Consider the following 15,495-nt stretch of genomic DNA (forward strand, 5'->3'; position numbering starts at 1 on the left):
CCCCTGCTAGCTGGCCATCAGGGTGTGGACGACCCAGGTTCCCTTGTGGCCGTCCTCCCCCTTGTCGACCCGCCGGATGAGCAGTTCCAGGGTGTACGCGTCCTTCACGTTGCCCTGGCTGTCGGCGACGCGGCCGATCGGGGCGGCGAACTTCTTCTTGAGGATCCGCTCGGCGCCGCGCGAGTTCTTCGCCGCCCACTTGGTGAGGTCGACGCCGTCGAGGACGGCGTCGATGCTCTGCTGCGCCGTGGCCGGGTCCAGGCTGGAGGCCTTGCCGCCCCGCAGGCTGGGGGCGCGGGCGATGATGTCGTCGTCGGTGAGGCCCACGTGGTCCTTCGCGTGACCGCCGGCGATGTTGTAGTCCTTGTTCAGGTTGCCGCAGTTGTGGACCAGCAGCGGCGCGTCGCCGGCCAGCGCGTAGTACGTGTGGAGGCCCTTCACGGACAGGTTGTAGACCCGCTCCGTCTCGGTCCACGTGCGCGTGCCGGTCACCTCGACGGTCGTGCCGTCCGGGGTGCGCAGGCCGGTGCCGGGGCGGAGGTCCCCGGCGTCGACCCAGGCCGCCTCGTCCACCGCCCAGAACGGGTGGTTGGCGGTGGCGGTGACGGTGCCGGTGGCGTCGCCGCGGTCGCCGTCGGTGTCGACGGTCAGCCGGACGAGGGTCTTCACGCCGTACCCGACGATGACGTCCTCGACGGGGCGGGCGGCCGTGCGGCCGCTCGCCGGGTCGGTCGCCAGGACCTCGTCACCGACGCGGACGCCGCTGATGGGGGTGCTGGTGCCGTCCGCCTTGGCGACGCGCGTGGTGCCGGTGAAGCTGTTGGGGACCTTGCACGGCGGGGTGCCCCCCTTGCCGAAGAGGTCCTTGAAGAAGCCGACCGCCTTGTCGCCCCACTTGCCGAACTTGACGCCGGAGGCGGCGTATCCGGCGATGGGGACGGCCGAGCCGCAGGACAGGCCGGCGTTCAGGGCGTCGCCCTCGGCGCCGTACCAGGCGCAGTTCGCGCCGTCCGCCGCCTCGCCGAAGCCGGGGACCAGGCCGCCGACGTCGAGCAGGAAGTGGCCCGTCTCGGACAGGATGCCCCAGCCGTCGGTCTCGTTCGCCTCGGCGTTGGCCGCCTCGATGATGGCGGCGTTCTGCTTCAGCTCGTCGATCCGCTTCTGCTCCTCGCGGGCGGCCGCCTCGCGGCGCTTCGCGGCCTCCTCGGCCTTCCGCTTGACGAGGAACGCGGCGTACGCCTCCTTCGACGCCTTGTCGGCGGCCTCCGCGTCCTTGCCGGCGGCGGTCGCGGAGGCGCGGGCCTCGTTGGCCGCGGCCCAGGCGTCGTCGGCGGAGTAGCGGGCGGCCGCGGCCGAGTCGGCGGCGCGGGCCGCGGACACGGTCGCCTCGCGGGCGGCCTCCTTGGCGTCGGCCTCGGCGGCGCGCGCGGCCTTGGCGGACGCGGCCGCCTGGTCGGCGGACTTCTGCGCCTCGTCGGCGGACTTGCGGGCGTCGTCGGCGTACTTCTTCGCCTGGTCGGCGGAGGCCTTCGCCTTGTTCGCCCAGTCGGCGGCCTCGGCGGCGGCCTTGCGGGCGAGGGCGGCGACGCGGGCGGCCTCGGCGGCCTGCTGCTGCGCGGTCGCCGCGGACACGGCGGCCTGGGCGATCAGCTGCTGGACCGCCGCCTGGTGGGTGGCGGCGAGCTGGTCCTTGCGCTTGGCCTTGAACTGGCCGACCTCGACGAAGTGGTGCAGCAGCTGCGGCGGGCCCTCCAGGGCGATCCGCGCGGCGGCCTTCACCTCGGGGCCGCCCGTGTTCAGCAGCTGCGCCGCCTGGACGCGCTCGTCCTCCGTGCGGGCCGCGTACTGGCCGGTCGTGATGAACTCGCGGAGCTTGCCCGTCGAGCCGTCGTTCAGCGCGGCCTGCGCGGCGGCGTTGAGGCCCTTCCCGGAGTCGTCGCTGATCTGGATGACGCGGACCCGGTAGTCGTCGGCGGCCGCGTCGTGCTGGCCGGTGGCCAGGAACGCCCGTACCGCCGCGGCGTCGCCGCCCAGGGTGGCGACGGCCGCGTCCCGCACGACCGGCGACTCGGCCTCGTCGGCGAGGCGTTCGACGCGCACCAGCTCGTCCTGTTCGGCGGCCTCGGCGCGGCCGGTGCGGACGTAGTGCACGACGTCCGCGTCGGATCCGGCGAGGGCGGCCTGCGCGGCGGCGGCGGCCCACGGGCCGCTGTACCGCATGGTGGCGACGGCGACCTCGCGGCCCTTGTCGGCCACGACGGCCGGGTCCGTGCCCGGCTGGGCCGCCTCGGCGGCGAGCCGGTCGGCCTCCGCGACGAGCTTCGCCGCCTCGGCGTTCTTCCCGGCCTGCGCCTTGCGGCGCTCGTCGTCCTCGGCCCTGAGGTCACGGGCCCGTTCGACGGCGGCCGTCGTACGGGTCTCGAGGTCCTCCTGCTCGGAGCGGCGGGCCAGGTCGTAGATCTTGCGGGCCTTGGCCACGGCGGCGGTCGCCGCGTCGGCGGCCTTCTTCGCCTCGGCGGCGTGCGCCGTGGACTCCTTGGCGGCCTTCGCCGAGTCGCCCGCGTGCTTCGCGGCCTCGTCGGCCGCCGCGGCGGCGCGTTCGGCGTGCGCCGCGGCGTCGTTCGCCGCGTCCCGCGCCTCGAACGCCGCGGCGGCGGACTCGCGGGCCAGGGACTCCGCGGCGTTCGCCGCGCGCGTCGCCTCGGCGGCGTGGCGGCGGGCCGTGGCGGCCGCGGAGGCGGCCTGCGCGGAGTGCGCCCCGGCGGCGTCGGCGTGGCCGCTGGCCTCCGTCGCGGCGTTGGCCGCGGCGGCCGCGTTGGCGCCCGCGCCGGCGGCGGCCTTCGCCGCGTCACCGGCGGCGAGCGCGGCGACACCGGCCTGGAACGCCGCCTCGGACGCGAGCTTCGCGCCCTTCGCGGCCGTACGGGCCTCCTCGGCGGCCTTGCGGGCGGCGGACGCCTCACCGGCGTTGGTCGCGGCGGCCGCGGCGGCGCCCCGGGCGCGCGAGGCGGCCTGGGCCGCGGCGGCGGCGGCGGACGCGGCCTGCGACGCGGCGGCGGCGGCCACGCGGGCGGAGGCGTTCGCGGCGCGGGCCGCGCTGATCGCCTGCTGCGCGGCGGAGGCGGCCCCGCGCGCGGCGGAGGCGGCGCGGCCGGCCGCGTTGGCGGCGCGCTGGGAGTCCTTGCGGGCCTCCTCCGTCTCCTTCGCCGCCTTCAGCGCGGCTTCCTTCGCCAGCTGCGACGCGGCGATGGCGCGGGCGGACGCCTCCTTCGCGGCCTCCGTCTCCCGCTTCGCCCGCTCACCGGCGGCCTTGGCCTGCGCGGCCAGCTCGGCGACCGACGCCCGCTCCTGGTCACGGGCGCGCGCGACGTGCTGCCCGACCTCCAGGAACTCCCGTACGTCGTGGACGGAGCCCTCCATCGCCAGCGAGGCGGCCGCCTTCGTGGCGGGCCCGCCCGTGGCCATGATCTGCATGAGCTGCACCCGGTCGTCCGACTCGCGGGCGCTGTGCTGGGTGTAGTCCAGGAACTGCCGTACGTCCTCGATGGTGCCGCCCAGCGCGGCCTGGCCGGCCTCGCGGACCCCGCGGCCGCCCTCGTTCATGATCCGGGCGACCTCGACGCGCTGGTCGTCCTCCAGCGGCTTCTGCCAGCCGGTGCGCAGGAACGCGTCCAGGTCGGCCTGCGTCCCGCTCAGCGCCCGCTGCGCCGCCTCGCGGACGCCCTTGCCGCCCAGCGAGATCATCTGGAGCGCCGTCACCCGGTCGTCGTGCAGCTCGGTGACGGCCCGTTCACTGTCGAGGAACCGGCGCACGTCCGCGTCGGTCCCCATGAGCGCGGCCTCGGCGGCGGCCTTCACGCCGGGCCCGCCGGTCTTCCACAGTTCGACGACCCGCGCCCGGTCGGTGTCCGGCAGCGGACTGCCGTCGACGTTCGCGGTCCCCGCCACATTCGTCTCGTCGGCCACCGCGGGGCTCACGCCCACGACTCCGGCGGCCAGGGCCATGGAGAGCGTGCTCACGCACAGCGCACGCAGCGCACGCCCCCGCCTTCCCCCTGATCCATACAATTTTTCATCCCCTCTGAGGGCGGACCGACTCGGTCATGGGTCGGCCCACCGCGCCGTGAAGCGCGTGCAGAGCATAGTCGCGAAGATCAACTGGAGGTCGGGGGAATCCGCTCCGAGAACCCCTCGCGGCGAGGACGTCCACCCCGAACATCCCGCAGGTCAGCCCGTCCGAACAGACCAGCGGCCCGCCCGGTGAACAAGCCGGCGGCCCACCCGACTGAGGCCCCGTACGCCCGCCCCGTGGACCCCGGTACCTGAGGTGAAGGGGCGCGCCTGCGCCGAAAGAGAGAGCGCCCAGCCCACACCCGGCCGAACAGACCAGTGGCTCGCCCGACTGCGGCCCTGCAGGCCCCCACCCTGTACCCGGCCGCCTGAGGCGAAGGGGCGCGCCTGTGCCGAAAGGGAGAGCGCGCGCAGCCCCCGACGAAGGAGGGGGCGAGCACGGTCGACCGTCGGCGCAGGCTCCGGCGCCCCGGAGCCGAAGGCGCCCCAAAAAAACAAGAACGGCACCCCCGCAAGCAGGGGTGCCGTTCTCTTTGTCCGTACTACTGGACGGTTCCGATCCGTGACGGATCAGAAGTCCATGTCACCGCCCGGCATGCCGCCGCCGGCCGGCGCGGCGGCCTTCTCCGGCTTGTCGGCGATGACGGCCTCGGTGGTGAGGAACAGCGCGGCGATCGACGCGGCGTTCTGGAGCGCGGAGCGCGTCACCTTGGCCGGGTCGATGATGCCCTCGGCGACCAGGTCGACGTACTCGCCGGTCGCGGCGTTGAGGCCGTGGCCCGGGGTGAGGTTGCGCACCTTCTCCACCACGACGCCGCCCTCGAGGCCGGCGTTGACGGCGATCTGCTTGAGCGGGGCCTCCAGGGCGGCCTTGACGGCGGCGGCACCGGTGGCCTCGTCGCCGTCCAGCTCCAGCTTCTCGAAGACGCTGGACGCCTGGAGCAGGGCCACGCCACCACCGGCGACGATGCCCTCCTCGACGGCGGCCTTGGCGTTGCGCACCGCGTCCTCGATGCGGTGCTTGCGCTCCTTCAGCTCGACCTCGGTGGCGGCACCGGCCTTGATGACGGCCACGCCGCCGGCCAGCTTCGCCAGGCGCTCCTGGAGCTTCTCGCGGTCGTAGTCCGAGTCGGAGTTCTCGATCTCGGCGCGGATCTGGTTGACGCGGCCCTGGACCTGCTCGCTGTCGCCGGCACCGTCGACGATCGTCGTCTCGTCCTTGGTGATGACGACCTTGCGGGCGCGGCCCAGGAGGTCCAGACCGGCGTTCTCCAGCTTGAGGCCGACCTCCTCGGAGATGACCTGGCCGCCCGTGAGGATGGCGATGTCGCCGAGCATGGCCTTGCGGCGGTCGCCGAAGCCCGGGGCCTTGACGGCGACGGACTTGAACGTGCCGCGGATCTTGTTGACGACCAGCGTGGAGAGGGCCTCGCCCTCGACGTCCTCGGCGATGATCAGCAGCGGCTTGCCGGACTGCATGACCTTCTCCAGCAGCGGGAGGAGGTCCTTCACCGCGGAGACCTTGGAGTTGACGATGAGGATGTACGGGTCCTCGAGGACGGCCTCCATGCGCTCCATGTCGGTCGCGAAGTACGCCGAGATGTAGCCCTTGTCGAAGCGCATGCCCTCGGTGAGCTCCAGCTCCAGACCGAAGGTGTTGGACTCCTCGACGGTGATGACGCCTTCCTTGCCGACCTTGTCCATGGCCTCGGCGATCAGCTCGCCGATCTGGGTGTCGGCGGCGGAGATGGAGGCGGTGGAGGCGATCTGCTCCTTGGTCTCCACGTCCTTCGCCTGCTCCAGCAGCGCGCCGGAGACGGCCTCGACGGCCTTCTCGATGCCGCGCTTCAGGGCCATCGGGTTGGCGCCGGCGGCGACGTTGCGCAGGCCCTCGCGGACCAGCGCCTGGGCGAGCACGGTCGCGGTGGTCGTACCGTCGCCGGCGACGTCGTCCGTCTTCTTGGCGACTTCCTTGACCAGCTCGGCGCCGATCTTCTCGTACGGGTCCTCGAGCTCGATCTCCTTGGCGATGGAAACACCATCGTTGGTGATCGTGGGGGCGCCCCACTTCTTCTCGAGGACGACGTTGCGACCCTTGGGACCAAGGGTGACCTTGACGGCGTCGGCGAGCTGGTTCATCCCGCGCTCGAGACCGCGCCGTGCCTCCTCGTCGAACGCGATGATCTTGGCCATGTGAAGTGGTCCTCCCGGACTGGGGTGGATTGCTCCGGACCGCGCTGGCGCCCGCGACGGACGGCCCGCGTGCCGCGTGGTTCCTTGCCCCACGCGCCCTGCGGACCTCACCGACGAGGTCCTTCCGTTGTCACTCTCACTCGCAGAGTGCTAACGCCAATGATTAGCACTCGCCCTATGAGAGTGCAAGCGCCCCGGGGTGGCGGCGGGGCTCCGGAGGCGTTCACGGCAGGGTCCCGGAGGCGTCCGCGGAGGGGGTGGGCGGACGTGCGGAGGGCCCGCACCCCTGGTGGGGTGCGGGCCCTCCGCCGAATGCCGTCGGCCGGACGCGTCGCGCCTAGACGGCGATCTTGACCATGTCCGCCTGCGGACCCTTCTGGCCCTGCGAGATCTCGAACTCGACCCGCTGGCCCTCCTCAAGGGTGCGGTAGCCGTCCATCTGGATCGCGCTGTAGTGCACGAAAACATCCGCACCACCGTCGACCGCGATGAAGCCGTACCCCTTCTCCGCGTTGAACCACTTGACGGTGCCCTGAGCCATGCCTAACTCCCCTATTACTGGCCCTTGCACAGGACCGCACTTCGCGGACCCGGGTCAGACCTCGCCCACTGACAGGGGTGGGCGTGCGCCGGAACGCGTCGACCGCGGCTGAATGTATCTGCCCAACTGCCCTCTGCAACAGGTCAATCGGACGAGAAATCCAAGCACGGATGAAGGGAAATGGCGGCCGGAAAGGCGATAATCCCGGGCAACTCGGGCCGGGCAAAGGGCGCAAAGCGCGCATCGGACGGCGGCACTTTGGCTACTTCTTGTCGGGCCCCGGCGCGTTCTCATATGCGCCCGGTACGGGCGGCGGCGGGGACTTCCCCAACTCTATCGCGCTCAACCATGCAGAATGACCGCCTCCGTTTTCCCGCCGTCCCGTGCGAATGGAACAAGCCGCCTGCTTTACCGGCAGCCCCCCCTTTCCCACCGCGCGCACGGCGGGCGGCCGTGCGGGGCCGGGAAAGCGGAACGGCCCCCGCCGGTGACGGCGGGGGCCGGGTGCCGGGGCCGGCGCGCGCCCGCGGGGCGGGCCGGCGCCGGCGGGTCAGCAGCCGCCGGCGACCGCCGGGATGATCGAGACGCCCGCGCCCTCCGGCGTGGCCGTCTCCAGGCCCTGCTCGAAGCGGACGTCGTCGTCGTTGACGTAGACGTTCACGAAGCGGCGCAGCCGGCCCTGGTCGTCAAGGACCCGGGCGGCGATGCCCGGGTGGTTCTCCTCCAGGGACCCGATGACCTCCGCGAGGGTCGCGCCCTCCGCCGGGACCTCGGCCCGGCCGCCGGTGTAGGTGCGCAGGATGGTGGGGATGCGGACGTTGACGCTCATGGTGGGTGTCTCCCGGGGGTTCAGTGGGCGAGGCCGGCGTCGCGGAACGCGTCCAGGCTCGGGCGGATCGTCGCGGTGGGACCGGTCGTCGGGGCGACCGCGTCCAGGGTCTTCAGGCCGTCGCCCGTGTTGAGGACGACGGTGGTCAGGGACGGGTCCAGCAGGCCGTTCTCGATCAGCTTGCGCGTCACGCCCACGGTCACCCCGCCCGCCGTCTCGGCGAAGACGCCCTCCGTGCGGGCCAGCAGCTTGATCGCGTCGACGATCTGCTCGTCGTCGACGTCCTCCACCGCGCCGCCGGTGCGGCGGGCGATGTCCAGGACGTACGGGCCGTCCGCCGGGTTGCCGATGGCGAGGGACTTGGCGATGGTGTTCGGCTTCTGGGGCCGTACGACGTCGTGGCCCGCCTTGAAGGCCGCCGACACCGGGGAGCACCCCTGCGCCTGCGCGCCGAAGATCCGGTACGGCCGGTCCTCGACGAGGCCCAGCCTGATCAGCTCCTGCAGCCCCTTGTCGATCTTCGTCAGCTGGGAGCCCGACGCGATCGGGACGACCAGCTGGTCCGGCAGCCGCCAGCCGAGCTGCTCGCAGATCTCGTACGCGAGGGTCTTGGAGCCCTCCGCGTAGTACGGCCGCAGGTTGACGTTCACGAAGCCCCAGCCCTCGCCGAGCGGGTCACCGATGAGCTCCGAGCAGAAGCGGTTGACGTCGTCGTACGTGCCCTCGATGCCGACCAGGTCGCCGCCGTACACCGCGGCCATGACGACCTTGCCCTGCTCCAGGTCGTGCGGGATGAACACGCAGGAGCGGAAGCCCGCCCGGGCGGCGGCCGCGCCGACCGCGCCCGCCAGGTTGCCGGTGGAGGAGCACGACAGGGTGGTGAAGCCGAAGGCGCGCGCCGCCTCCAGGGCCTGGGCGACCACCCGGTCCTTGAAGGAGTGCGTGGGGTTGCCCGAGTCGTCCTTGACGTACAGGCCGCCGGTCACGCCCAGTTCGCGCGCGAGGTTGTCGGCCTTGACGAGGGGGGTCCAGCCGGGGTTGAGGTTCGGCTTGTCCGCGACGTCCGCGGGGACGGGGAGCAGCGGCGCGTACCGCCAGATGTTGGCGGGGCCGGCCTCGATGCGCTTGCGCAGTTCCTCCGGGTCGCCGGCCGGCAGGTCGTACGCGACTTCGAGGGGGCCGAAACAGTGCTCGCAGGCGAAGACGGGACCGAGCGGGAAGCGCTCACCGCACTCGCGGCAGGAGAGACCGGCGGCGGGGCCGAGGTCGACGGAGGGGGTGGTGGGTGCGGCGGTCTGCACAGCCATGGATGGCGAGGCCCTTTCTCCTCATCTTTCTCACTGGCGCGTGTCGCCGTGAGACGGATTTGGCACCTTCCCTAGCCGGGGACCTCGCGTGAACGCTGCGAGACCGACTGGAGGGTTGCCGGGGCTTCATCGGGCCGTATCCCTCTGCCCCTCTGGATGAGCGGTATGTGGTTGTCGGCGCGGGACCCCGGCATGCGGTGGTCTCGCGCGTTGTTCAAGACTGTAACCGAAGGGGTGGAGGTCTGAGATAGACGTCCGAACCGCGAGATGGATCACATACGGCCCCGTAACGACCCGAGGAGTGGCGCGCGTGCTGGAAGAGGTGGAGCGCTGGCTGGGCCGGCGGTCCTGGTCCGTGGCCGACCGGCCGATCGACCGGCTGCTCGCCGCGAAGCGGGAGCACGGCACGACCGTGAGCGTCGTCCTGCCCGCGCTGAACGAGGAGGCGACGGTCGGCGAGATCGTCGCCGTGATCCGCCGGGACCTGATGTCGGAGGCGGTGCCGCTCGTCGACGAGCTGGTCGTCCTCGACTCGGGGTCGACGGACCGTACGGCGGAGGTGGCCGCGCGGGCCGGGGCGCGGGTGGTGGCGCGGGACGACGTGCTGCCGCGCATACCCGCCCTGCCCGGCAAGGGGGAGGTGCTGTGGCGCTCCCTGCTGGTGACGGGTGGTGACGTGGTCTGCTTCGTCGACGCGGACCTGCGGGAGTTCGACGCGGACTTCGTGACGGGGATCGTGGGGCCGCTGCTCACGGACCCGGACGTGGAGTTCGTGAAGGCGATGTACGACCGCCCGTTCGCGGCCGGGCAGGGCGGCGGGCAGGGCGGCGGCCAGGGCGGGCGGGTGACGGAGCTGGTCGCGCGGCCGCTGCTGAACCTGCACTGGCCGCAGCTGGCCGGGTTCGTCCAGCCGCTGGGCGGGGAGTACGCGGCCCGGCGCACGCTGCTGGAGCGGCTGCCGTTCCCGGTGGGGTACGGGGTGGAGCTGGGGCTGCTGGTGGACGCGCTGCACCTGGTGGGCCTGGACGCGCTGGCGCAGGTCGACGTGGGCGTGCGGCTGCACCGGCACCAGGACGACCGGGCGCTGGGGCGGATGGCCGCGGCGATCTACCGGACGGCGCAGCTGCGGCTGTCGCGCGGGCACCTGGTACGGCCGCGGCTGACCCAGTTCGACCGCACGGAGACGGGTTTCGCGCCGCGCACCCACCCGGTGGACACGGAGGAGCGGCCGCCGATGCGGGAGGTCGCGGAGTACCTGCACAAGCGCCGGGTGGCTTGATTTCCGCACGTTTGAGCGTTTCCCGCTCGGGCTAGGTTGGGCTCATGGTCTCGGACATCCTGGTGGCATCGAATCGCGGTCCGGTCAGCTACGCGCTGCGCGAGGCGGACGGCGGGCTGGAGGCGCGGCGCGGCGGCGGGGGCCTGGTCTCGGGGCTCTCCGCGATCGGGCCCGACGCGGGCGCGGTGTGGGTGTGCGCGGCGCTGGGCGACGGGGACCGGGAGGCGGTGCGGCGCGGCGTCAGCGAGACGGGCGTCCGGATGCTGGACATCGACGCGGTGGCGGGCGACGGGACGCACGCAGCCGCGTACAACGGCGTCGCGAACTCGGTGCTGTGGTTCGTCCACCACATGCTGTACCAGACGCCGCTGGAGCCGGTCTTCGACGCGGGGTTCCGCCGCCAGTGGGAGGCGTACCGGGCGTACAACGACGCCTTCGCCCGGGCGCTCGCCGCGGAGGCGGCGCCGGGCGCGGCGGTCCTGATCCAGGACTACCACCTGGCGCTGGCGCCGGGCATGCTGCGCGCGCTGCGGCCCGACCTGCGCATCGGGCACTTCTCGCACACGCCGTGGGCGCCGCCGGACTACTTCGGGATGCTGCCCGACGACATCGCGCGCGAACTGCTGCACGGCATGCTGGGAGCGGACCGGCTCGGCTTCCTGACGCACCGCTGGGCGGAGGCGTTCACGGCGTGCTGCGACCGCGTGGTGGGCGGCACGGGCACGACCGAGGTGGGGGTGCACGGGCTGGGCGCGGACGCCGGGTTCCTGCGGGCGCGCTCGCGGGAGGCGGACGTCGAGGAGCGGATGGCGGCGCTGCGGGAGCAGATCGGCGGGGCCGACCGCAAGACGGTCATCCGGGTGGACCGCACGGAGCTGTCGAAGAACATCGTGCGCGGGCTGCTGGCGTACCGGGAGCTGCTGGCCGAGTGGCCGCAGTGGCGCGAGCGGGTCGTCCACATCGCCTTCGCGTACCCGTCCCGGCAGGACCTGGAGGTGTACCGGCGGTACACGGCGGAGGTCTCGCGGGTCGCGGAGGAGATCAACGCCGAGTACGGCACGGAGACGTGGACGCCGGTGCTGCTCCACGTGAAGGACGACTTCGCCCGGTCGCTGGCGGCGTACCGCCTGGCGGACGTGGCGCTGGTGAACCCCGTCCGGGACGGGATGAACCTGGTCGCGAAGGAGGTCCCGGTCGTCTCCGACGAGGGCTGCGCCCTGGTGCTGTCCCGTGAGGCGGGCGCGCACGAGGAGCTGGGCGCCGACGCGGTGACGGTGAACCCGTACGACGTGACCGGCACGGCCCGGGCCCTGCACGAGGCGCTGTCGATGCCGCCCGCGGACCGCGCGGACCGCACGAAGCGCCTGGCGGCCGCGGCGACGGCCCTCCCGCCCCAGCGCTGGTTCCTGGACCAGCTGGAGGCGCTGCGGGGCGGGACGGCGGGCTGACACCCGCGGCCGGGCACGGGCGCCCGCCCGGTACGGCCGGCCGCCTGGTACGGGCGCCCGCCCGGCGCGGTCGGGCCTGGTACGACCCCGCCGGGCCCGGAGTCCGGCCCGGTACGCCCCCGCCGGGTCAGGGGCCGTGCCGGACTGACCCGCGCCGGCTGCGGGGGCCGGTCCGCCGCCCGCCCCGCCCGCGGGTCAGTCCGGCACGGCCTCCGCGAGGGCCGCGAGGAAGGCGGCCACCTCCGCCGGGCCCCGGAGGGTCAGGTCCGCCCGGGCGGACAGGGCCTGGACCTCGTCGCTGCCGCTGCAGACCAGCAGGCCCGGCACGCCGTCCGCGCGGAGCTTCTCGACCGCCGCGAAGGCCGGGAGGTCGCCCAGGTCGTCACCCGCGTAGACGACGGCCTTCGCGCCCGTCTCCCGTACGTGTTCGAGGAGGGCCCGGCCCTTGTCCATGCCCGGGGGGCGCAGTTCGAGGACCATGCGGCCCGGTTCGACGACGAGGCCGTGGCGGGTGGCCAGGTCGGTGAGCGGGCCGGTCAGGGCGTCGAACGCGGCCTGCGGGTCGGTGGCGCGGCGGGTGTGGACGGCGACCGCGCGGCCCTTCTCCTCGATCCAGGTGCCGGGCCAGGCCCCGGCCCGCTCCAGCACGCCGGGGAGTTCGGCGCGTACGGCGGTGACGCCCGGGTGCTCGGGGGCGGCGCGCACCTCGCCGGTGGCGGCGTCCCAGCGCTCGGCGCCGTAGTGGCCGAGGACGACGAGGTGGTCGAGGCCGGGGACGCCGGCGAAGCCGCCGTACCGGACGGCGACGCCGGCGGGGCGGCCGGTGATCACCGCGACGGAGGCGACGCGCGGGGCGAGGGCGGCGAGCGCGGGGACGGCGCCGGGGTGGGCGCGGGCCTGCTCGGGGTCGGCGACGATGGGGGCGAGGGTGCCGTCGAAGTCGACGGCGACGGTGGTGGTGGAGGGGTGCGCGAGGATCGTGGCCAGGGCGTCGCGGCCGGCGGGGGTGGTGGGGCGGGGGAGCGAGTTGCTGGACATGTGTGCGTACCTATCCACAAGCCGTCCGCACCACACCTGGCCCCCGCCGTCCCCCCGGCCGGCCGCCCGGGGGCGCGGGCGCGGCGTCAGCGGCGGGTGTCCCGGGCGGCGCGCAGGCGCCGGAGGCGGTTGACGGTGACGGGGTCGTGGGCCAGCGCCCGCTCGTCGTCCAGCAGGGCGTTGAGCAGCTGGTAGTACCGCACCGGCGACAGGTCCAGCTGCTCCCGGATCGCCCGCTCCTTCGCCCCCGGCCCCGGCCACGCGCGCCGCTCCATGGCCAGGACCGCGCGTTCGCGGTCGCTGAGTGCGGGGCGGCGTTCGGTCATATCAGCAACTTAAGCTATCGGGCCGACGTCGACGCCTCCGCCGACCTGGCGTCCCGCGCGATCTCCTCCAGCACGGCCCGCGGGTTCCCGTCCGGCGCCACGGCCCTGCCGATGTTCTTCTTCACGCTCTCGCTGACCTTCGCCCAGGACGTCTCGCCCACCGGGTACAGCTCCGAACCCGCCAGCTCCTCCAGGAACGGGCGGAGCGCCGCGTGCTGGGCGTCCGCCTCCATGGCGTCGCTGGCGGTGACGGTGACGGGCAGCAGGTCGTACCGGTCGGAGAACTCCAGCACGTTCTTGTCCGTGTACACGAAGTCGAGGAACTCCCCGATCTCCTTGCGGTGCCCGTTCTGCTTGAAGGCCATCATCCAGTCGGCCACGCCCAGCGTCGCCTTCGCCTTGCCGTCCACACCGGGCAGCGGGACCGTGCCGACCTTCACGCCCGCCTTCTCGGCGGTCTCCATCAGCGTCGGGTGCCCGTTCAGCATGCCGACCTCGCCGCGCACGAACGCGTCGAACGCCTGCTGGCGGTCGAGGTCGCCGGGGGCGACGGGCCCGGTGAGGCCCTTGCCGACCAGCTCCTCCTTCAGCCAGGTCATCGTCTCGACGTTCGCGGGCGAGTCGATCTGGTAGGACGTGCCGGTCGTGTCGCGGTAGCCGCCGCCCCCGCCGAGCAGCCACATCATGGTCTCCGCCTGGGACTCCTCGGAGCCGAGCGGCAGCGCGAAGGGGAACTTCACGTCCTTCGCCTTCAGCTTCGCCGCGGCCTTCTGCAGCGCGTCCCAGTCGGCCGGCGGCTCGGCCCCGGCCTTCTCGAACAGCTTCTCGTTGAAGAACAGCATCCGGGTGCTCGCGCCGAACGGCAGGCCGTACTGGACGCGGTCCACCTCGCCGGCCTGCCGCAGCATGGGCAGGAAGTTGGCCTGGGTGGGGACGGAGACGAGGTTGTCTATCGGGTACAGCTTCCCGTCGCGCGCGTAGTCCGCGTACGCGCCGATCTGGGCCATGTCGGGGGCCTCGCCGCGCTCGACCATCTCGGCGACCTCGCGGTCGACGTCCTTCCAGGACAGGACGGTGACCTGGACCTTCACTCCGGGCGTCTTCTTCTCGTACGCGCGGGCGAGGTCGTTCCAGTACTTCTCCGACGTGTTGGCGTCGGTGCTGCCGTAGTCGGCGGCGACGAGCTTGAGGGTGACGCCGTCGGCGGCGCCCGTTCCGCATCCCGACAGCGTCGTCGTGATCGTCAGTGCGGCCAGCACCGCGGTCGTTCCTTTGTAGCGGCGCACTGCCTTACCACCCTTGCTCCACGTCGAGCTGCGTTTTTCCTCCGGAAGGATAAGAGGTCTACACCTAGGTCTAAACCACGGGGCTCGGTGCCCGCGCCACCGGGTACGTTCCGTGCGTCCGCAGACGACGACCGTGGGAGTCCTCGCATGTCCCGAACAGCCGCCGAGATCACCACCCAGCCGCACTGCTGGCGCCGCGCGGCCGAGGCCGCGACCGAGGCGGGGGCCGGTGCGGGGGTGCTGCCCCGCACCGGTGAGCGCGTCGCCGTGACCGGCTGCGGCACGTCCTGGTTCATGGCCCTGGCCTACGCGGCGCTGCGCGAGGCGGCCGGCCAGGGCGAGACGGACGCGTTCGCGGCGTCGGAGTTCCCGGTCGGGCGGGCCGCGGCGTACGACCGGGTGGTGGCGATCACCCGGTCGGGCACCACGACGGAGGTGCTGGACCTGCTGGCCCGGCTGCGCGGGACGACCCGCACGGCGGCGCTGACGGCCGACGCGGGGACCCCGGTGGTGGACGCGGCGGACGCGGTCGCGGTGCTGGACTGGGCGGACGAGGAGTCGGTGGTGCAGACCCGGTTCGCGACGACCGCGCTGGCCTTCCTGCGCGCCGGCCTCGGGGACGTGCCGGGCGTGAAGCCGGTCGGGGAGGCCGCGCTGGACGCGGAGCTGGCGGTGACGGAGCCGCTGCCGGAGGCGGTGCTGGCGGCCGAGCAGTGGACGTTCCTGGGGCGCGGCTGGGCGTACGGGCTGGCGCTGGAGGCGGCGCTGAAGATGCGGGAGGCGGCGGGGGCCTGGACGGAGGCGTACCCGTCGATGGAGTACCGCCACGGTCCGATCGCGGTCACCGGGCCGGGCCGGGTGGCGTGGGTCTTCGGGGCGCTGCCGGAGGGCCTGGCGGCGGACGTGGCGCGGGTCGGCGGGACGCTGCACGCCCACGCGTCGGCGGACCCGATGGCCGATCTCGTGCGCGTCCAGCGGCTGGCGGTGGCGCTGGCGGAGGCGCACGGCCTGGACCCGGACCGGCCCCGCAACCTCACGCGGAGCGTGATCCTCTCCTGATCCGGGGAGGCCCGCACCGGCGCGGCCCCGCCCGCCGGTGCGGCGGATCGTCCGTTGATCGCATTTGTATGTCGCGGCAACAATCCTCCGAAGTGGACTAGACCTTTCACGTCGCTCG

General features: G+C 73.5%; 11 protein-coding genes and 1 riboswitch. Of the genes, 3 read left to right on the forward strand and 8 right to left on the reverse strand.

The window, feature by feature from the left end; genetic code table 11:
* Window positions 1-6: 6 nt before the first annotated feature.
* The 5 genes from IE106_RS12275 to thrC form a co-directional block, all read right to left on the reverse strand.
* Window positions 7-4,020: a polymorphic toxin-type HINT domain-containing protein gene (locus IE106_RS12275; protein ID WP_189532917.1), complete on the reverse strand. Its 4,014-nt coding sequence runs from the start codon at window positions 4,018-4,020 to the stop codon at window positions 7-9.
* 621 nt (window positions 4,021-4,641) lie between these two features.
* Complete coding sequence (gene groL / locus IE106_RS12280; protein ID WP_168440692.1) at window positions 4,642-6,264, reverse strand: chaperonin GroEL; 1,623 nt, start codon at window positions 6,262-6,264, stop codon at window positions 4,642-4,644.
* Window positions 6,265-6,601: 337 nt separating this feature from the next.
* Window positions 6,602-6,805, reverse strand: coding sequence for a cold-shock protein (locus IE106_RS12285; protein ID WP_010474007.1), 204 nt, complete (start codon window positions 6,803-6,805; stop codon window positions 6,602-6,604).
* A gap of 550 nt (window positions 6,806-7,355) precedes the next feature.
* Window positions 7,356-7,634, reverse strand: a complete 279-nt coding sequence (locus tag IE106_RS12290) for a ubiquitin-like small modifier protein 1 (protein ID WP_189532919.1) — start codon at window positions 7,632-7,634, stop codon at window positions 7,356-7,358.
* 20 nt (window positions 7,635-7,654) lie between these two features.
* Window positions 7,655-8,941, reverse strand: a complete 1,287-nt coding sequence (thrC, locus tag IE106_RS12295) for a threonine synthase (protein ID WP_189532921.1) — start codon at window positions 8,939-8,941, stop codon at window positions 7,655-7,657.
* An 18-nt stretch (window positions 8,942-8,959) separates the two neighbouring features.
* Window positions 8,960-9,104: riboswitch (SAM riboswitch) on the reverse strand.
* Window positions 9,105-9,251: 147 nt separating this feature from the next.
* On the opposite strand from thrC, the gene IE106_RS12300 reads away from it, so the two are divergent.
* Both IE106_RS12300 and IE106_RS12305 read left to right on the forward strand, forming a co-directional pair.
* Window positions 9,252-10,220 (forward strand): glucosyl-3-phosphoglycerate synthase, encoded by a 969-nt coding sequence (locus tag IE106_RS12300; protein ID WP_189532923.1) that lies wholly within the window; start codon window positions 9,252-9,254, stop codon window positions 10,218-10,220.
* A gap of 44 nt (window positions 10,221-10,264) precedes the next feature.
* Window positions 10,265-11,668, forward strand: coding sequence for an alpha,alpha-trehalose-phosphate synthase (UDP-forming) (locus IE106_RS12305; RefSeq protein ID WP_189532924.1), 1,404 nt, complete (start codon window positions 10,265-10,267; stop codon window positions 11,666-11,668).
* Window positions 11,669-11,863: 195 nt separating this feature from the next.
* Here IE106_RS12305 and otsB read toward each other — a convergent pair whose 3' ends face one another.
* The 3 genes from otsB to IE106_RS12320 form a co-directional block, all read right to left on the reverse strand.
* Window positions 11,864-12,706 carry a trehalose-phosphatase gene (gene otsB, locus IE106_RS12310; protein WP_189532926.1) on the reverse strand — a complete coding sequence of 281 codons (843 nt, stop codon included), beginning with the start codon at window positions 12,704-12,706 and terminating at the stop codon, window positions 11,864-11,866.
* A gap of 86 nt (window positions 12,707-12,792) precedes the next feature.
* Window positions 12,793-13,032, reverse strand: coding sequence for a DUF3263 domain-containing protein (locus IE106_RS12315; protein WP_189532928.1), 240 nt, complete (start codon window positions 13,030-13,032; stop codon window positions 12,793-12,795).
* A 14-nt stretch (window positions 13,033-13,046) separates the two neighbouring features.
* Window positions 13,047-14,291 (reverse strand): ABC transporter substrate-binding protein, encoded by a 1,245-nt coding sequence (locus IE106_RS12320; RefSeq protein ID WP_229840302.1) that lies wholly within the window; start codon window positions 14,289-14,291, stop codon window positions 13,047-13,049.
* 174 nt (window positions 14,292-14,465) lie between these two features.
* On the opposite strand from IE106_RS12320, the gene IE106_RS12325 reads away from it, so the two are divergent.
* On the forward strand, window positions 14,466-15,377 hold the full coding sequence (locus IE106_RS12325) for an SIS domain-containing protein (protein ID WP_189532929.1): 912 nt from the start codon (window positions 14,466-14,468) through the stop codon (window positions 15,375-15,377).
* Window positions 15,378-15,495: the final 118 nt, after the last annotated feature.

Source organism: Streptomyces roseolilacinus (genome assembly GCF_014649335.1).
Lineage (GTDB): Bacteria > Actinomycetota > Actinomycetes > Streptomycetales > Streptomycetaceae > Streptomyces > Streptomyces roseolilacinus.